Annotated in this window: 12 protein-coding genes and 5 pseudogenes; 10 read left to right on the top strand and 7 right to left on the bottom strand. The window is 74.1% G+C overall.

Features of this window, described 5'->3' with window-relative positions; translation table 11 throughout:
* Positions 1-19: 19 nt before the first annotated feature.
* From G7075_RS05725 to G7075_RS05745, 5 genes and pseudogenes are all read right to left on the bottom strand, one after another.
* Positions 20-1,561 carry a UDP-N-acetylglucosamine 1-carboxyvinyltransferase gene (locus G7075_RS05725; protein WP_240917915.1) on the bottom strand — a complete coding sequence of 514 codons (1,542 nt, stop codon included), beginning with the start codon at positions 1,559-1,561 and terminating at the stop codon, positions 20-22.
* Positions 1,562-1,755: 194 nt separating this feature from the next.
* Positions 1,756-3,882, bottom strand: coding sequence for a 3-hydroxyacyl-CoA dehydrogenase NAD-binding domain-containing protein (locus tag G7075_RS05730; protein ID WP_166119779.1), 2,127 nt, complete (start codon positions 3,880-3,882; stop codon positions 1,756-1,758).
* A gap of 2 nt (positions 3,883-3,884) precedes the next feature.
* Positions 3,885-5,096 carry a thiolase family protein gene (locus G7075_RS05735; RefSeq protein ID WP_166119782.1) on the bottom strand — a complete coding sequence of 404 codons (1,212 nt, stop codon included), beginning with the start codon at positions 5,094-5,096 and terminating at the stop codon, positions 3,885-3,887.
* Between the two features lie 150 nt (positions 5,097-5,246).
* Positions 5,247-6,519, bottom strand: a pseudogene (locus G7075_RS05740) (HRDC domain-containing protein).
* Between the two features lie 7 nt (positions 6,520-6,526).
* A complete protein-coding gene (locus G7075_RS05745) occupies positions 6,527-7,111 on the bottom strand; it encodes a DUF3000 domain-containing protein (protein WP_166119784.1) in 585 nt (194 codons plus the stop codon).
* A gap of 92 nt (positions 7,112-7,203) precedes the next feature.
* Between G7075_RS05745 and G7075_RS20860 the strand changes: the two genes are divergently transcribed.
* The 5 genes and pseudogenes from G7075_RS20860 to G7075_RS05765 all read left to right on the top strand — a co-directional run bounded on the left by G7075_RS20860 (position 7,204) and on the right by G7075_RS05765 (position 10,170).
* Positions 7,204-7,737: an EamA family transporter gene (locus tag G7075_RS20860; protein WP_240917916.1), complete on the top strand. Its 534-nt coding sequence runs from the start codon at positions 7,204-7,206 to the stop codon at positions 7,735-7,737.
* Positions 7,728-8,027, top strand: coding sequence for an EamA family transporter (locus tag G7075_RS20865; RefSeq protein ID WP_240917917.1), 300 nt, complete (start codon positions 7,728-7,730; stop codon positions 8,025-8,027). Before G7075_RS20860 ends, G7075_RS20865 begins: the two co-directional genes overlap by 10 nt.
* A 47-nt stretch (positions 8,028-8,074) precedes the next feature.
* A pseudogene (gene hemE / locus G7075_RS05755) lies at positions 8,075-9,153 on the top strand (uroporphyrinogen decarboxylase).
* Positions 9,150-9,653 (top strand): DinB family protein, encoded by a 504-nt coding sequence (locus G7075_RS05760; RefSeq protein ID WP_166119787.1) that lies wholly within the window; start codon positions 9,150-9,152, stop codon positions 9,651-9,653. Before hemE ends, G7075_RS05760 begins: the two are co-directional and overlap by 4 nt.
* Before the next feature lie 4 nt (positions 9,654-9,657).
* A complete protein-coding gene (locus G7075_RS05765; RefSeq protein WP_240917918.1) occupies positions 9,658-10,170 on the top strand; it encodes a GNAT family N-acetyltransferase in 513 nt (170 codons plus the stop codon).
* A gap of 5 nt (positions 10,171-10,175) precedes the next feature.
* Here G7075_RS05765 and G7075_RS05770 read toward each other — a convergent pair whose 3' ends face one another.
* Positions 10,176-11,054 carry a DUF4349 domain-containing protein gene (locus G7075_RS05770; RefSeq protein ID WP_166119792.1) on the bottom strand — a complete coding sequence of 293 codons (879 nt, stop codon included), beginning with the start codon at positions 11,052-11,054 and terminating at the stop codon, positions 10,176-10,178.
* A gap of 339 nt (positions 11,055-11,393) precedes the next feature.
* Here G7075_RS05770 and hemG point away from each other — a divergent pair, with 339 nt between their 5' ends.
* Positions 11,394-12,845: a protoporphyrinogen oxidase gene (gene hemG, locus G7075_RS05775; RefSeq protein ID WP_166119795.1), complete on the top strand. Its 1,452-nt coding sequence runs from the start codon at positions 11,394-11,396 to the stop codon at positions 12,843-12,845.
* Positions 12,842-13,567 carry a hydrogen peroxide-dependent heme synthase gene (gene hemQ, locus G7075_RS05780; RefSeq protein WP_166119797.1) on the top strand — a complete coding sequence of 242 codons (726 nt, stop codon included), beginning with the start codon at positions 12,842-12,844 and terminating at the stop codon, positions 13,565-13,567. The genes hemG and hemQ overlap by 4 nt, the downstream gene beginning before the upstream one ends.
* A gap of 81 nt (positions 13,568-13,648) precedes the next feature.
* On the opposite strand, the pseudogene msrB reads toward hemQ, so the two are convergent.
* Positions 13,649-14,079, bottom strand: a pseudogene (msrB, locus tag G7075_RS05785) (peptide-methionine (R)-S-oxide reductase MsrB).
* Between the two features lie 155 nt (positions 14,080-14,234).
* Here msrB and ligD point away from each other — a divergent pair.
* The 3 genes and pseudogenes from ligD to G7075_RS05800 all read left to right on the top strand — a co-directional run.
* Positions 14,235-15,704: pseudogene (ligD, locus tag G7075_RS22530) on the top strand (non-homologous end-joining DNA ligase); the annotation flags it as partial.
* 128 nt (positions 15,705-15,832) lie between these two features.
* Positions 15,833-16,180 (top strand): annotated as a pseudogene (locus G7075_RS20880) (DNA ligase); the annotation flags it as partial.
* A gap of 139 nt (positions 16,181-16,319) precedes the next feature.
* Positions 16,320-17,510, top strand: a complete 1,191-nt coding sequence (locus G7075_RS05800) for a S9 family peptidase (RefSeq protein ID WP_166119800.1) — start codon at positions 16,320-16,322, stop codon at positions 17,508-17,510.
* Positions 17,511-17,524 lie beyond the last annotated feature (14 nt).

Here is a 17,524-nt window from a genome sequence, read left to right on the forward strand (position 1 = left end):
TGCGACCGGTCAGCGGTTCTCAGATGTCGCGGAAGGTCTCGATCGTCGCGCCGAGGGCGTTGAGCCGCTCGGCGAGGTCCTCGTAGCCGCGGTTGATGACGTAGACGTTGCGCAGCACCGAGGTTCCGGGCGCGGCGAGCATCGCGAGCAGCACGACGACACCGGGACGTAGCGCCGGCGGGCACATCACCTCGGCCGCGCGCCACTTCGGCGTCGGGCCGGTGATCATCACGCGGTGCGGGTCCAGGAGCTGGACCTGGCCGCCGATCTTGGTCAGCTCGGTGAGGTAGATCGCGCGGTTCTCGTAGACCCAGTCGTGGATCATCGTCGTGCCCTCGGCGCAGGCCGCGATGAGCGCGAAGAACGGCAGGTTGTCGATGTTCAGCCCGGGGAAGGGCATCGGCGCGATCTTGTCGACGGGCGCGGTGAGCGGGCCGGGGTGGATCGTCAGGTCGACGAGCCGGGTATGGCCGTTCTGCGCGAGGTACTCCTCGGTGAGGTCGAACGTCAGCCCCATCTCCTCGAGGGTGGCCAGCTCGATCTCGAGGAACTCGATCGGCACGCGCTCGATGGTGATGGTCGACTCGGTGACGACCGCGGCCGCGATGAGGCTCATCGCCTCGATCGGGTCCTCGGAGGGGGAGTACTCGATGTCCATGTCGACCCGGCCGACGCCGGTGACGACGAGGGTCGTGCTGCCGATGCCCTCGATCTGCACCCCGAGGCCCTGGAGGAAGAAGCACAGGTCCTGGACCATGTAGTTGGGGGAGGCGTTGCGGATGGTCGTCGTGCCCTCGTAGCGGGCGGCGGCCAGCAGCACGTTCTCGGTGACGGTGTCGCCGCGCTCGGTGAGCACGATGGCGCGCTTCGGGTGGCGGCTGCGGTCGACCGCGGCCTCGTAGAAGCCGTGCGTCGCCGTGACGTCGAGGCCGAAGTGGCGCAGGGCCGACAGGTGCGGCTCGACGGTGCGGGTGCCGAGGTCGCAGCCGCCGGCGTAGGGCAGCTGGAAGGCGTCGTACTCGGCGAGCAACGGGCCGAGGAACATGATGACCGTGCGGGTACGCCGCGCGGCCTCGATGTCGATGCCGGCGAGGTCGAGTCGGGCCGGGGGCACGATCTCGAGGTCGTTGCTGTCGGGGAGCCAGCGGACCCGGACCCCGATCGAGGTGAGCACCTCGATGATCCGGTTGACCTCCTCGATGCGGGCGAGGCTGCGCAGCGTGGTCTTGCCCTTGTTGAGCAGGCTCGCGCAGAGGAGGGCCACGGCGGCGTTCTTGCTCGTCTTGACCGGGATCGAGCCGGACAGCTTCTTGCCGCCGACGATCCGCAGGTGCTGGGGGCCGGAGTGGCCGAGCGAGACGAACTCGCTGTCGAGCTTCTCGCCGACCCGCGCGAGCATCTCGAGGGACAGGTTCTGCTTGCCCTGCTCGATGCGCGCCACGGCGCTCTGGCTCGTGCCGAGGAGGTCGGCCAGCTCGTTCTGCGTCAGCCCCTGGTGTCGGCGGGCGTCACGGATGAGCGTGCCGATCCGGGTCAGGTACGTGTCGGAGGTCGTCGTCACGTCGACCATCGTAGATCACATGTGAGATATCGCGACCTTCGCGGCCCCGGACTCTCAGGGTGTCGTCAGGCGTCGCCCTGACCTGCGCCGTCGCGCCCTGCCCGTCCCGGAACGTGTGTGAAGACCGTCGGCATGCCGACGGTCTTCACACACGTTCGGGGGTGGGGCGGGGGTGGTGCCGGGGTGGTGCGGGGTCAGGCGGTGGTCGGGACGCTCGCCACGCCGTGGGGGAGCACGCGGCGTCCGAGGACGCGCTCGCTGACGCCCTCGCGGTCGAGCAGAGGCACGATCCCACCGTTCCAGAACTGGAAGCCGGCGCCGGTGATCATCGCGAGGTCGATGTCCATCGGGGCCTCGACGACGCCCTCGGAGAGCATCATCCCGACCTCCTCGGCGATGGCGCCGAGCACGCGGGCCCGGACGTCCTCGACCGACAGCTCGACCGGGGAGTCCGGCTGCTCACGCATCGCCTCGACCTCCGGGTCGGGCACCGGCCGGCCGCGCTCGTCGGTGGCGTAGTACCCACGCTTGCCGGCCTCGACGATGCGCCGCAGCGTGGGCGAGACGAAGAAGCGGTCGCCGAAGGCGCGGTGCAGGGTCTCGCTGTTGTGCAGCGCGATCGCCGGGCCGACCAGCCCGAGCAGGACGAACGGCGGCATCGGCGCGAGACCGGCGACGGCGCGGTCGGCGACGGCCACCGGCGTGCCCTCGTCGACGACCCGCGAGTACTCGCCCATGAACCGGCCGAGCAGCCGGTTGACGACGAACGATGCCGAGTCCTTGGACCGGATGCACGTCTTCTTGAGCCCCTTGCCGACCGCGAAGCCGGTGGCCAGGGTCGCCTCGTCGGTGCGCTCGCCGGGGATGACCTCGAGGAGCGGCATGACGGCGACGGGGTTGAAGAAGTGCAGCCCGACGACCCGCTCCGGGTGCTGCAGACCGCTCGCCATCTCGGTGATCGAGAGCGAGGAGGTGTTCGTCGCGAGGACGCACTCCGGCGACACGACGGCCTCGACCTCGGCGAAGACCTGCTGCTTGACCGACATCTCCTCGAAGACCGCCTCGATGACGAGGTCGGCGTCGGCGAAGCCGTCCTTGCTCGTCGAGCCGGTGATGAGGCGCTTGAGGAAGGAGGCCTTGTCGGGGGAGACGCGGCGCTTGGCGAGCAGCCCGTCGATCTCGGCGTGGACGTACCCGACGCCCTTGGCCACGCGCTCCTCGTCGAGGTCGGTCATGACGACCGGCACGCCGAGGCTGCGGGCGAAGAGCAGCGCCAGCTGGCTGGCCATCAGCCCGGCGCCGACGACGCCGACCTTGGTCACCGGTCGGGCGAGCGCCTTGTCCGGGGCGCCGGCGGGCCGCTTGGCCCGCTTCTGGACGAGGTCGAAGGCGTAGAGGCCCGCGCGCAGCTCGTCGGTCATGATGAGGTCGCCGAGCGCCTCGTCCTCGGCCGCGAACGCCTCCTCGCGGGTGGCGGTGCGGGCGGCGCGCACGAGCTCGACGGCCCGGCGGGCGCCCGGCGCACGGCCGGCGGTCTTGGCGAGCACGACCCTTCCGGCCCTGTCGCACGCGGCGTCCCAGGCGGTCTCGTCACGGTCGACCTCGCGGCGTTCCACGGTGACGGCGCCGCTGAGCACGCCGGCGGCCCAGCGCAGGGAGTCCTCGAGGAAGTCGGCCGGCTCGAGCAGCACGTCGGCGATGCCGAGCTCGGCGACCTCCTTGGCCTTGAGCATCCGGTTCTGCGACAACGGGTTCTCGATGACGACCTTGAGGGCGGCCTCCGGTCCGACGAGGTTCGGCAGCAGCCAGCATCCACCCCATCCGGGGAGCAGCCCGAGGAACGTCTCGGGGAGCGCGAAGGCCGGGACGCCGGCCGACACGGTGCGGTACCGCGCCGACAGGGCCAGCTCCACGCCGCCACCCATCGCCGCGCCGTTGACGAACGCGAAGGTCGGCACCGGCAGGTCCATGAACGTCGCGAAGGCGCGGTGGCCGGCGCGGGCGATCTCGACGGCCTGCTCGCGGTGCGTCACGTACGGGATGCCCGAGAGGTCGGCGCCGACCGCGAAGATGAAGGGCTTGCCGGTGACGGCGACGGCCTGGATCTCGCCGGCCGCGGCGCGGGCACGCAACCCGTCGAGCGTGGCCTGCAGCTCGGCGATGCCCTCGGGGCCGAAGGTGTTCGGGCGGGTGTGGTCCTTGCCGTTGTCGAGCGTGACGAGGGCGAGGGTGCCGGCGCCGCCGGGCAGCGTCACGTCCTGCACCGGGGTGCGGGTGACGACCTCGGTGGGCAGGGCGGGGGACGCGGTGGTGGTGGTCATGCTCAGGCCTCCTTGCCGTACTCGGCGTGGTGCGGGTTCTCCCAGATGACGCTGCCGCCCATCCCGATGCCGATGCACATCGCGGTCAGGCCGTAGCGCACCTCGGGGTGCTCCTCGAAGTGGCGGGCGAGCTGGGTCATCAGCCGGACGCCGGAGGACGCGAGCGGGTGCCCGGTGGCGATGGCGCCGCCCCAGGGGTTGACCCGCTCGTCGTCGTCGGCGATGCCGAAGTGGTCGAGGAAGGCCAGCACCTGCACGGCGAAGGCCTCGTTGAGCTCGAAAAGGCCGATGTCCCCGATGGTCAGGCCGGCCTTGCGCAGCGCCTTCTCGGTGGCCGGCACCGGGCCGATGCCCATGACCTCGGGCTCGACGCCGACGAAGGCGTGCGAGACCAGGCGCATCCGCACCGGGAGGCCGAGCTCGTCGGCCGCGGCCTGGCTCGCGAGGAGGCAGGCGGTGGCGCCGTCGTTGAGGCCGGCCGCGTTGCCGGCGGTGACGTTGCCGTGCGGTCGGAACGGGGTCTTCAGGGCGCCGAGCTCCTCGAGGGTGGTGGCCGGGCGGGGCGGCTCGTCGGCCGTCGCGAGGCCCCAGCCCTTCTCGACGTGGCGCGTGGCGACCGGCACGAGGTCGGGCTGGACTTTGCCGGCCTCGTAGGCGGCGGCGAGCTTGCGCTGGCTGGCCACGGCGAACGCGTCGGAGCGCTCCTTGGTCAGCTGCGGGAAGCGGTCGTGGAGGTTCTCGGCGGTCTTGCCCATGACCAGCGCCGACTCGTCGACGATCCGCTCGGCGACGATCCGCGGGTTGGGGTCGATGCCCTCGCCCATCGGGTGGCGGCCCATGTGCTCGACCCCGCCGGCGATGGCGACGTCGATGGCGCCGACGCCGATCGAGGACGCGACGTTGGTGACCGCCGTCATCGCGCCGGCGCACATCCGGTCGATGGAGTACCCCGGGGTCGACTTCGGCAGGCCGGACAGGAGCGCCGCGAGCCGGCCGAGGGTCAGGCCCTGGTCGCCGATCTGCGTCGTCGCGGCGATGGCGACCTCCTCGACCCGCTCCTTGGGGAGCTCGGGGTGGCGTCGGAGTAGCTCGCGGACGCACTTGATGACGAGGTCGTCGGCGCGGGTCTGGGCGTAGACGCCCTTCTCACCGGCCTTGCCGAACGGGGTGCGGACGCCGTCGACGAAGACGACCTCCTGGAGCTCACGGGGCACGGGTGGCCTCCCTGGTCGGGATCGGGGATCGGCCCGGCGGACCGGGCTCACCCGGCGAGCGTACTAAGCGAGCGCTTAGTCGTCGACGGTCGGGGAGGTGAGCACCGTCACTGCGACGCGTGGGCGTGGGGGACCTGCGGGGACGACGGCTCAGGCGTCGGGGTGCGCGGCGAAGGTCGCCGCGAGCATCGGCGCGACGATGTCGGCCTGCCAGCGCCGCACGCCGGAGGCCTCGAGCGCGGCGGCGAAGCCCTCGACCGAGCGGTCCGCCGGCGGGGTCCAGACCGCCCGGCGCAGCGGGTCGGGCGAGCAGACGTTCTCGACGGGGATCGTGTGCTCCTCCGCGAAGGCCGTCAGCGCGGCCCGGGTGTCGCCGAGCCGCTCGGCCGCGACCGGGTTCTTGTCGGCCCACACGCGCGGCGGCGGCGGCCCGTCGTTGGGGAGGGTGCGCGGCGGGAGGTCGTCCTCGTCGACGGCCAGCCCCCGCTCGACCGCCTCGAGCCACTGCCGCGCGTACCGCTTGACCGCCCGGTGGCCCGGGGCAGGTCGGCGGCCGTGCGCGGGGCGGCGCGGGCGATGTCGACGAGCGAGGCGTCCGGCAGCACGCGGCCGACCGAGGTGTCGCGCTCCCGCGCGATGGTGTCGCGGGCGTACCAGAGCTCGCGGATGACCCCGATGGCCCGGCGCGAGCGCAGCGTGTTGATGCCCGAGGTGCGCCGCCACGGGTCGACCCGCTCGGTGGGGGTCCACTCGAGCAGCGCGGCGAACTCCTGGCGGGCCCACTCGTCCTTGCCCTGGGCGGCGAGGTCGACGCCCATGAGGTTGCGCAGCTCGCCGAGGACCTCGACGTCGAGCGCGGCGTAGCGCAGCCACGGGTCGGGCAGCGGACGGGTCGACCAGTCGACGGCCGAGTGCTCCTTGGCCAGGCGCAGGCCGAGGTAGTGCTCGACGACCGCCGCCAGCCCGACGCGGGCAGACCGAGGATGCGGGCCGCGAGCTCGGTGTCGAAGAGCTGGCGCGGGCGCAGGCCGACCTCGGCGAGGCAGGCGAGGTCCTGGGTCGCGGCGTGCAGGATCCACTCGGCGGGGCCGATGGCGTCGGCGAGCGGGGTGAGGTCGGGGACCGCGATGGGGTCGACCAGCCAGGTGCCCGAGCCCTCGCGCCGCACCTGCACGAGGTAGGCGCGCTGGCCGTAGCGGTACCCGGAGGCGCGCTCGGCGTCGATGGCGATGGGGCCGACACCGGCCCCCACGGCGGCCGCGGCCTCGTCGAGCGCCCGTTCGGTCTCGACGACGTCGGGGACGCCCTCGGCGGGCTCCTCGAGCGGGACGGGGTCGGGGTGGGTGAGCTCGGGGTCGACGGCGCGGGCCTCGTCCGCGGGCAGGCCCTCGTCTCCCGGCGGCACGTCGGTCACCGGGCTCATGCTGCGGTCACCGTCGAGGCCCCGGGAGGGCGACGACGCCCTCGGGCAGCGGGGGAAGTCCCGCGATGGTGCAGAGCAGGTCGGACCAGGCGAGGAGGTGCTCGCCGACCTCGGGGCCGAGTGGGGTCCACGACGCGCGCAGCTCCATCTCGACGCTCGCGGGCCGGTCGGACAGGCCGCCGAAGCTCTCGGAGACCACCCGCGTGACGGTGCCGGCCTCGGCCACGAAGGGCACACCGCGGGCGGTGAGGGCGTCGGTGAGCCAGCTCCAGCCGACCTCGCCGAGCAGCGGCTCGACGGCGAACTCGGCCTCGAGCTCGGCGCGGGCGAAGGTGACGGCCCGCCACTCGCCGCCCCACGGCTCGGGCGCCGACGGGTCGTGGAGGAGGACGAACCGCCCGGAGGCGAGCTCGTCGTCGGGGTCGCGCGGGTCCATGACGTCGGCGGTCAGCGCGACGGCGTGCGGGGCGATCCGCTGGGGTGCCGGGACCTCGGTGAGCCGGATCTCCGGGCGCAGCCGGGCACGGTGGAGCTCCTCGAGAGCCCGGGCGAAGTCCGGGGACTCCCTCCCGGTCAGGGTGCTGCGTGCCACGGCAGCAATGTAGGCCGCGGTCGGCGCTCAGGGCGTGAGGCCACGCCGGACGGGGCGGCCCGGCGCGTCGTGGGAGGCCTACGCTGCCCTGCGTGATCGCCCTCCTCGCGCTCGCGTCCTCGGCCGTCTGGGGCACCTCCGACTTCTTCGCCGGGCTCGCCTCGCGCCGCCGACCCGCCGTGGCCGTCGTCGGGTGGACCCAGGGGCTGGCGCTCGTCGTCGTGTCCCTCATCGTCGCGGTCCGCTGGGACACGGTGACCTTCGAGGGCTGGCCGGTGTGGTCGGTGGCCGCGGGGCTCTCGGGGATGACCGGCCTCGTCTGCTTCTACAGCGCGCTGTCCAGCGGGACCATGGGCGTCGTCGCGCCCATCGCCGCCCTCGGCGTCGTCGTCCCCGTGGCCCTCGGCGTCGCGAGCGGGGACGCCCCCTCGCCGTGGGCCTGGGTCGGGATGCTCGTGGCCGTCGTCGGGGTGACCCTCGCGAGCGGTCCGGAGCTCACCGGTACCGTGTCGGCCCGCCCGGTGCTCCTCGCCTCGGTCGCGGCCGTCGGGTTCGGGTTCGCCCTCTTCTGTCTCGACCGCGGGGCGCGCGAGTCGGCCCTGCTCACCCTCTGGGGATGCGCCTGACGTCGGTCACCGTCCTCTTCGTGGTCGCGCTGCTCCTGCGCACGACGGGCGGGGTGACGCCGCGCGAGGTGCCGGGCCTGCTCCTCATCGGCTCTGGCGACCTCGCGGCCAACTTCCTCTTCGGCATCGCCTCCTCGCGCGGGCAGGTGAGCATCGCGTCGGTCCTCGGGTCGCTCTACCCGGTCGTCACGACGCTGCTGGCCCGGGTGGTCGTCAAGGAGCGGCTGCAGCGGGTGCAGCAGGCCGGCGTGGTGCTGGCCGTCGGCGGGGCGGTCCTCATCGCGCTGTGACGCCGGCCGTCCGGCAGCCCCGGCGCCGGGTGGGAGGATGGGTCACCGTGACGACCCCTTCCCCGAACGCCGCCACCCCGAGCGCTCCCACGACCGCCTCCCCGGCCGACTCCGCCCTCGTGCGCGCCGCCCGTGGCCTGCCCGTGCCGCACACACCGGTCTGGTTCATGCGCCAGGCCGGGCGCTCGCTGCCCGAGTACCGGAAGGTCCGCGAGGGCGTCGGGATGCTCGAGTCCTGCCGGCGCCCCGACCTCGTCACCGAGATCACCCTCCAGCCGGTGCGCCGGCACGGGGTCGACGCCGCGATCTTCTTCTCCGACATCGTCGTCCCGCTCGCGGCGGTCGGGGTCGACCTCGACATCGTGCCGGGGGTGGGGCCGGTCGTCGCCGAGCCCGTCCGCACCCGGGCCGACCTCGCGCGGCTGCGCGACCTCGTCGCCGACGACGTCCCGGACATCACCGAGTCCGTGCGGATGCTCGTCGCCGAGCTCGGGGCCACCCCGCTCATCGGCTTCGCCGGGGCGCCGTTCACCCTCGCCTCGTACCTCGTCGAGGGCGGGCCGTCGAGGAACCACGAGCGGACCAAGGCGCTGATGCACGGCGACCCGCAGCTGTGGCACGACCTGTGCGCGCAGCTGGCCCGGGTGTCCGGCGCGTTCCTGCGGGTGCAGGGGGAGGCCGGTGCCTCGGCCCTCCAGCTCTTCGACTCCTGGGCCGGCTTCCTCAGCCGCGCCGACTACACGCGCTTCGTCGCCGAGCACTCGGCCGCCGCGCTCGCGTCGGTCGCCGACCTCGGCGTGCCGCGCATCCACTTCGGCGTGGGCACCGGCGAGCTGCTGACCCTCATGGGCGAGGCCGGGGCCGACGTCGTGGGCGTCGACTACCGGGTCTCGCTCACCGACGCCCTCGAGCGCACCGGCGGGCGCTGGCCGCTCCAGGGCAACCTCGACCCGGCCCTGCTCTTCGCGCCGTGGGAGGCGTTGTCCCGCAGGGTGGTCGAGATCGTCGAGGAGGGCCGGGCCGCCCCGGGCACATCTTCAACCTCGGCCACGGCGTCCTCCCCGACACCGACCCCGACGTCCTGACCCGGGTCGTCGAGCTGGTCCACGAGGTCTCGGTGCGATGAGCCACGCGCACGGGGTGCCCGAGGGCGCCGACGGGCGGGCGATGCTCGACGGCTTCGTCGACGAGCACCGGGAGGGGCTGCGCCTGAGCCTCGAGGGGCTCACCGAGGAACAGGCACGTCGGCGGCTCGTCCCGTCCGCGACGACGCTGCTCGGGCTGGTCAAGCACGCGACCTTCGTCGAGCGGGTCTGGTCCGAGGAGGCGGTGCTGTGCCGGCCGCGGACCGAGCTCGGCCTGCCCGCCGCGGCCGAGGACTCCTTCCTCCTCACCGACGACGACACCGTCGCCTCGGTGCTCGCGGAGCACGAGAGCGCCTGTGCCGCAGCCCGGTCCATCGCGTCATCGGTGGGCCTCGACGACCTCGTCCACGGCAACCGCCGCGGCCCGCTGCCGTTCCGCTGGGTGCAGCTGCACCTGCTGCGCGAGCTGGCCCAGCACTGTGGGCACGCCGACATCCTGCGCGAGCAGGTGCTCGCCGCGGACGCCGCGCCCCGGGCCTGAGCCCGTGGCCGAGCCGGCGCGCGTCCTCCTGGTCGGCGACGGACTGCGCCTCGAACCGCTGCGCACCGACCACGCCGCCGCGATGGTGCCCGTGCTCGCCGACCACGCGCTGTACGACGTCATCGGCGGGGTGCCGCCGACGGTCGAGGAGCTGACCGAGCGCTACGCCCGCCAGCTGCGCGGTCCCGAGGACCCCGACGAGGAGTGGCACACCTGGGTCGTGCGCGACGGCGAGGACGGCCCGCTCGTCGGGTTCGTCCAGGCCACGCTCACCGGGGCCGGGTCGTGTGCCGAGCTGGCCTGGGTGGTGGGCACACCGTGGCAGGGACGGGGTGTCGCGCGCCGGGCCGCCGCCCTCGTGCTCGACGAGGTGCGGCGGCGGGGCGTCGCGACCGTCGTGGCCCACGTGGCGCCCGGGCACCGGCCGTCCGAGCGGGTGGCCGCCGCCCTCGGCCTCGCCCCGACACCGGTCGAGGTCGACGGCGAGGTCCGCTGGGAGCTGCGGCTGCGGTCCTGAGCCGGTCAGGCCGTCGGTGCGACCGGCGGGGTCGGCGTCGTCACCGTGACCCGGCGACGGCGCCACCACAGGACGACGGGGGCGACGACGACGCCCGCGGCGACCGCGAACGGCAGCAGCGCGCCGAGGAAGGTGAGGACCAGCCGCACCGAGGTCGTGAAGGCGTCCCACCCGGAGGCCAGCCCGGCGAGGAAGCCGGTGGGGTCCTCGGGCGTCGTCACGGCCGCGGTGTCGGTGCTGAGTCGCACCGTGACGGGGGAGAGGGTGACCTGGTCGTCGAGGGCGGCGAGCTGGCTCTCCATCGCCTCGAGGTCGGCCTGCCGGCGGGAGAGCTCGGCCTCGAGGCTGACGACGTCGGCGAGCTTGTCGGCCTTCGACATCAGCGCCCGGACCCGCTCGACGCTGGCCTTCATCGTCTGCACGCGGGCGGAGGTGTCGACGTACTGGCCGGTGACGTCCTCGGTGCTGCTCTGGCGGGAGAGGACCGTGCCGACCTTCGCGACCTCGTCGAGGGTGGCGTCGAGCTTCGCGGTGGGGACGGAGATGGTGACGGTGCCCCACGCGGCTTGCGCGTCGGAGGCCTTGGTGCCCTCGGCGTCCTCGGCGGCGCCCGGCGCGGACGGGTCGCTCGAGACCTCCTCGGAGACGACCAGACCGCCGGCCCTCGAGGCGATGGTGCGCAGGGTCGAGGCGGCCCGGGCGACGTCCGTGACCTGCAGGGCGACGTCGGCCCGGCGGGCGAGCTTGCGCGCGGCGACGGCCGCGGCGACGTTCGTCGTGGCGGCCTTCGGGTCGGCGCCGGAGGTCGTGGCCTGGTCGGGGGCGCTCGCGGCGCTCGGGGCCGTGAACCCCTGGCGGGTGGCGCCGGAGGAGTCCTCGGCCACGCTGCCCCCGCGGCGTCGCTCGCGGCCCCGGAGTCGCCGGCTCCACAGGCGGCGAGGGCGGAGACCGCGAGGACACCGGCGAGGAGCGGTGCGACGAGGCGGCGGGCTGGGGGTCGGGAGGTGGGGCGCACGGGAGGACTCCTTCGTCGGTGGCTCGTTCGTCGCTGAGGCGTGACCGGTGCGCGGAAGGTTCCCGGTCGCGCGTCTCGATCCGGTCACGGTGCGGGAGCGCGGCGGTCACGGGTGCGTCCCGGTTCGGTCACGGTGGGGTCGGCGGGATCGGTGGGGCGGGCGGGGTCCGGTGCCGACCGGCCCGTGGCCCCGTGAGACGCTGGCGGCATGGCAGGCAGCCCCGAGACGACCCGGCCGCACGTCGCCGTCGTCGGGGGCGGGATCGCCGGGCTGACCGCCGCGCTCGAGGTCCTCGACGCCCTACCGGACGCCCACGTCACCGTCCTCGAGGCGGCCGACCGCTTCGGCGGGAAGCTGCGCGTCGAGCCGGTCGCCGGGTGCGTCGTCGACGTCGGTGCCGAGTCGCTCCTCGCCGTCCGCCCCGAGGCCGTCGACCTCGCCCGGCGGGTCGGGCTCGAGGGCGACCTCGTCACGCCGGCCACGACATCGGCCTCGGTGTGGAGCCGGGGGGCGCTGCACGCGCTCCCACGGGGCACCGTCATGGGCGTGCCCACCGACCCGGACGCCGCCCGCGGGGTCCTCACCGACCTCGAGGTCGAGCGGGCATCGGCCGAGGAGCCCTGGCATGGCGGTGAGCTCACGGGTGACGTGTCGGTCGGCGACTACGTCGCGCGCCGGCTCGGGCGCGCCGTCGTCGACCGCCTCGTCGAGCCGCTGCTCGGCGGGGTCTACGCCGGCCACGCCGACCGCCTGTCCCTGCGCGCCACCGTGCCCGCCCTCTGGGAGCGGGCCGTGCGGGGCGAGTCGCTGCTCACTCCCGTGCCGGCGCGTCCGGGGCCCTCCGGGAGCGAGGGCGGGGCACCGCGCTCGCCGTTCACCGGGGTGCGCGGGGGCGTCGGACGGCTGCCCCTGGAGGTTCTCGAGGCCCTGCGGACGCGCGGGGTGCTGCTGCGCACCGACGCGGTCGTCCGGGGCCTCGAACGTGCGGGGTCGCGCTGGCGGCTGGTCGTCGGGTCGGCCGCCGACCCCGTGGCCCTCGAGGCCGACGCCGTCGTGCTCGCGGTGCCGCCGACCCCGGCGTCACGGCTGCTCGCCGACCTCGCGCCGGTCGCGTCCCGTGCCCTGGCCGACATCGAGACCGCGTCGATGGCCGTGGTCACCCTCGCCGTGCGCCGCGACGGCCTCGGCGACCTGCCGGGGTCGGGCTTCCTCGTGCCCCCCGTCGAGGGCCGGGCCGTCAAGGCCTCGACCTTCAGCTCGGTGAAGTGGGAGTGGGTCGGCGCCCTGTCCTCCGACGTCGTCCACCTGCGCGCGTCGCTCGGGCGGGCGGGGGAGGAGGCGGTGCTCCAGCGGGAGGACGCCGACCTCGTGACGCTCGCCGTCGCCGACGTGGGCGAGGCGCTCGGGTGGCCGCTGCCGCCGGTCGTCGACCACCACGTGCAGCGCTGGGGCGGGGCGCTGCCGCAGTACGCCGTCGGGCACGTCGAGCGGGTCGGGTCGGTGCGCGACGACGTCGCCCGCCTGCCCGGGGTCGAGGTCGCCGGTGCGGCCTACGACGGCGTCGGCGTCCCGGCCGTCATCGCCTCGGCGGCGCGGGCCGCCCGGGGCGTCACCGACCACCTCATGAGCAGCACGACGTCCCCAGGAGGACCACGATGACCACCCCGTCCCGCCCTGCGCCCGGCAAGCCCGGAGCCGCCCGCATCCGCGAGATCAACGACACCATCCGGTACGCGATGTGGTCGGTGTTCGCGGTCGCCGAGCCGCTCGGTGACGAGGATCGCGACGCCCTGGCCACCGAGGTCGAGGAGCTGTTCACCGACCTCGCCGAGCGCGACGTCGTCGTCCGCGGCACGTACGACGTCGCCGGTTTGCGCGCCGACGCCGACCTCATGGTGTGGTGGCACGCGGAGACCATCGAGGCGCTCCAGGAGGCGTACCACGCGCTGCTGCGCACGGCCTACGGCGACCACCTCGACCCCGTGTGGTCGGTGGCCGCGCTGCACCGGCCGGCCGAGTTCAACAAGAGCCACATCCCGGCCTTCATGTCCGACGAGGAGGCGCGCGACTACGTGTGCGTCTACCCGTTCGTGCGCTCCTACGACTGGTACCTCCTCGACGACAAGGAGCGGCGCGACCTGCTCGTCGAGCACGGCCAGATGGCGCGCGAGTACCCCGACGTGCGGGCCAACACCATCGCCTCGTTCGCGCTCAACGACTACGAGTGGATCCTCGCCTTCGAGGCCGACGAGCTGCACCGCATCGTCGACCTGATGCGCGAGCTGCGGGCCTCCGGCGCCCGGCGGCACGTGCGCGAGGAGGTCCCGTTCTACACGGGTCCTCGCGTGCCGGTCCGCACCCTGGTCCACCGCCAGCGCTGACCGCCGTCGCCCCGAGGTCGGCCGACGCCGGGGGGAGGGTCGGCCGGGTGGTGACCCGGTGGACCCTCCCGCGGGTCGGGGTCAGGCGGGGTCGGCCGGCTTGAGGGTGAGGCTGATCGAGTTGATGCAGTAGCGCTGGTCGGTGGGGGTGTCGAAGCCCTCGCCCTCGAAGACGTGGCCGAGGTGGCTGCCGCACGACGCGCACCGCACCTCGACGCGCTTCATCCCCATCGAGCGGTCCTCGATCAGCTCGACGGACTCACCGGCGAGCGGGCTCCAGAACGACGGCCAGCCGCAGTGCGACTCGAACTTCGTGTCCGACTCGAACAGCTCGGCCCGCACGCGCGGCAGGCGTAGACCCCGACGGTCTTGCTGTCGGTGTACTCCCCGACCCAGGGTCGTTCGGTGCCGGCCTGGCGCAGCACCTGGTACTCCTCGGGAGAGAGCGACTCGCGCCACTCCGCGTCCGAGCGCTCGACGGTGTACTCACGTCCGGTGGGCTTCAGCGTCATGTCGGTCCCAACACCGCGGCGCACCGGATGGTTCCCGCCCGACCCCGCGCGTCGGTCCCCGTCGTTAGAGTCGCGGCATGGCCGATGCGCAGATCGTCGAGGTCGAGGGCCCGGACGGGGTCCGGGACGTGCGCCTCAGCAGCCCTGACCGGCTGATGTGGCCGGACGCCGGCATCACCAAGGGCGACCTCGCGGGGTACGTCATGGCGGTCGGCGACGTCCTCGTGCGGCACATCGGCGACCGCCCGGTCACGCTGCAGCGCTTCCCCGAGGGCATCGAGGGCGAGGAGTTCTACCAGAAGAACCCGCCGAAGGGGATGCCCGACTGGGTGCGCACCACCTCGTGCCGGTACCCCAGCGGGCGGCGGCACGCCCAGGTCGTCGTCGACGAGGTCGCCACGGCCGTCTGGGCGGTCCAGATGAACACCGTCACCTTCCATCCCTGGCCGGTGCGCACCGGGGACAACGACGACCCCGACGAGCTGCGCATCGACCTCGACCCGCAGCCGGGCCGCTCCTTCCCCGACGCCGTCGAGGCCGCCGTGGCGCTGCGCGAGCTGATGGCCGAGCTCGGCCTCACGGCGTGGGCCAAGACGAGCGGCAACCGCGGCGTCCACGTCTACGCCCGCATCGCCCCCACGCACGAGTTCCTCGACGTCCGCCACGGCGTCATCGGCATCGCCCGCGAGCTCGAGCGCCGCCTCCCCGACCTCGTCACGACCTCGTGGTGGAAGGAGGAGCGCGGCGAGCGGGTGTTCGTCGACTTCAACCAGGCCTGCCGCGACCGCACCATCGCCTCCGCCTACAGCCCGCGGCCGCTGCCGGGTGCGCCGGTCTCGATGCCGGTCACCTGGGACGAGCTGGCCACCGTCGCGCCGGGCGACTTCACGGTGCTCACCGTGCCCGACGTCCTCGAGGACCGCGGCGACGCCTGGACGGGCATCGACGACGCGGTCGGTGACGTCCGCACCGCGATCGCCCTGTGGGACAGGGACGTCGAGGAGCGTGGGCTCGGTGAGCTGAACTTCCCGCCCGACTACCCGAAGATGCCCGGCGAGCCCCCGCGCGTGCAGCCCAGCAAGCGCCGGCAGGAGAAGGCCGACGACGAGTACATGGCCCCCAAGGCCGAGCGCGACGCCGCCGCGCGCGAGGAGTGGGGGATGCCCCTCGTGCCGCCCATCCCGCCGATGCTCGCCAAGCCGGTCAAGGGGCTCGACGCGAAACCGTTGCAGGACACCGAGGTCCTTTACGAGCCGAAGTGGGACGGCTTCCGCTCCATCATCTTCCGTTCCGGCGACCGGGTCGAGATCGGCAGCCGCAACGAGAAGCCGATGACGCGCTACTTCCCCGAGGTCGTCGAGGCCGCCCTGGCCAACCTGCCCGAGCGCTGCGTCGTCGACGGCGAGATCATCGTGGTCCGCCCCGACGACGACCGCCTCGACTTCGACCTGCTGAGCCAGCGCATCCACCCGGCAGCCAGCCGCGTGAACAAGCTGTCGGTCGAGACGCCCGCCCGGTTCGTCGCCTTCGACCTGCTCGCCCTCGGCGACGACGACCTCACGGGCCGCCCGTTCGCCGAGCGGCGCGCGCTCCTCGAGGGCGCCCTGGCCGGCGCGCAGGCGCCCATCCACCTCACCCCGGCCACGAGCGACCCCGCCGTCGCCGCGCAGTGGTTCACCGAGTTCGAGGGGCCGGCCTCGACGGCCTCGTCGCCAAGCCGGTCGACGGCACGTACGAGCCCGACAAGCGGACGATGCTCAAGATCAAGCACGAACGCACCGCCGACTGCGTCGTCGCCGGCTACCGCACCCACAAGAGCGGTGACGACCTCGTCGGCAGCCTGCTCCTCGGCATCCACGACGCCGACGGACAGCTGCTCTCGGTCGGCGTCATCGGCGCCTTCCCCATGGCCCGGCGCAAAGAGCTGTTCGACGAGCTCCAGCCCCTCGTCACCGACTTCGACGACCATCCGTGGGCCTGGGCGAAACAGGAGGAGGGGACCCGCACCCCGCAGAACGCCGCGGGCAGCCGCTGGGCGGCCGGCAAGGACCTGTCCTTCACGCCGCTGCGCCCCGAACGGGTCGTCGAGGTGCGCTACGACCACATGGAGGGGGTGCGGTTCCGGCACATCGCGCAGTTCGCCCGCTGGCGGCCGGACAAGGACCCCGCCGCCTGCACCTACGACCAGCTCGACGAGCCCGTGTCGTACGACCTGAGCGCCGTCCTCGACGGGGGCGCGGGTGAGGCAGGGTGCGACCACCCGCCCCGAGCACGGCAGGGCCCGTCGAGCCGCCGTCGCCGGGGCGGCCGTCGGGGGCACCGCCGCCCTGGCCTCCGGGGGCGGCTCGCTCGCCGCGGCGGCCTACTTCGCGCGCAAGGTCCTGACACCCGACGCCCGGCGCCCCGACGACGTCGTCGTCCGCGCCGCCGACGCCCGAAGCATCACCCTCGACACGACCGCCGAGACCGTCGTCCCGGGCCGCTACGGACTGTGGCTCGAGGAGGGGGAGGGGCACGCCCGCGTCGGTGACGTCCTCGAGCTCGATGCCGGTGCCGGCCGGGTGCGCCGCGAGCTCCTCGCCGTCGACCGCGGCGTCCTCTCGCCGGGGCCCGCGCGGTGGAACCAGTACTTCCACGGCTCGCCGCCCGACGAGAGCCTCGACCTGCCGACCGAGCACGTCACCTACGACGGCGAGCTCGGGGCGATGCCCGCGTGGGTCGTCGCCCCCGGGGGTGCGCCGACCGGGCGCTGGGCGGTCCTCGTGCACGGTCGCGGCGCCCGGCGCGAGGAGGCCCTGCGTGCCCTCCCGCCGCTGCTCGCCGAGGGATGGACCTGCCTCGTCCCCACCTACCGCAACGACGAGGGCGTGCCCTCCGGGCCCGACCGCCGCTACGCCCTCGGCCTCTCCGAGTGGCGCGACGTCGAAGCGGCGATGGAGTACGCCGTCGCACGAGGCGCCACCGAGCTGCTGCTCGGCGGGTGGTCGATGGGTGGGGCGATCGTCCTCCAGGTGCTCGACCGCTCGCCGCGCGCCTCCCTCGTCAGCCGCGTCCTGCTCGACGCACCGGTCGTCGACTGGGGCGACGTCCTGTCGCACCACGCCCGTCAGCACCACCTGCCGCGGCCGGTCGGGTCGCTGGCCCGGACGATGATGCGCCAGCGCTGGGGCCACCGGCTCGTCGGCGTGCACGAGGGCGTCGACCTGGCCCTCACCGACTGGGTGCGCCGGGCCGACGAGCTGCGCCACCCCGTGACCGTCATCCACTCCGCCGACGACGAGTTCGTGCCGTTCGGCCCCTCGCTCGCCCTGGCCCAGGCCCGACCGGACCTCGTGACCTTCCACGAGTGGCGGCTCGCGCGGCACTGCAAGGAGTGGAACACCGAGCCCGAGCGCTGGGAGTCGCTGGTGCGCGAGTTCGCCTCCGGCTGAGGGGTTCTCCGTAC

Source organism: Phycicoccus sp. HDW14 (assembly GCF_011383005.1).
Taxonomy (GTDB): Bacteria; Actinomycetota; Actinomycetes; order Actinomycetales; family Dermatophilaceae; genus Phycicoccus.

Bases quoted from the DNA above. Each gene is read 5' to 3' on its own strand.
- G7075_RS05730 (WP_166119779.1), bottom strand. From the start codon at position 3,882: ATGACCACCACCACCGCGTCCCCCGCCCTGCCCACCGAGGTCGTCACC.
- G7075_RS20865 (WP_240917917.1), top strand. From the start codon at position 7,728: ATGCGCCTGACGTCGGTCACCGTCCTCTTCGTGGTCGCGCTGCTCCTG.
- G7075_RS05760 (WP_166119787.1), top strand. From the start codon at position 9,150: ATGAGCCACGCGCACGGGGTGCCCGAGGGCGCCGACGGGCGGGCGATG.
- hemG (WP_166119795.1), top strand. From the start codon at position 11,394: ATGGCAGGCAGCCCCGAGACGACCCGGCCGCACGTCGCCGTCGTCGGG.
- hemQ (WP_166119797.1), top strand. From the start codon at position 12,842: ATGACCACCCCGTCCCGCCCTGCGCCCGGCAAGCCCGGAGCCGCCCGC.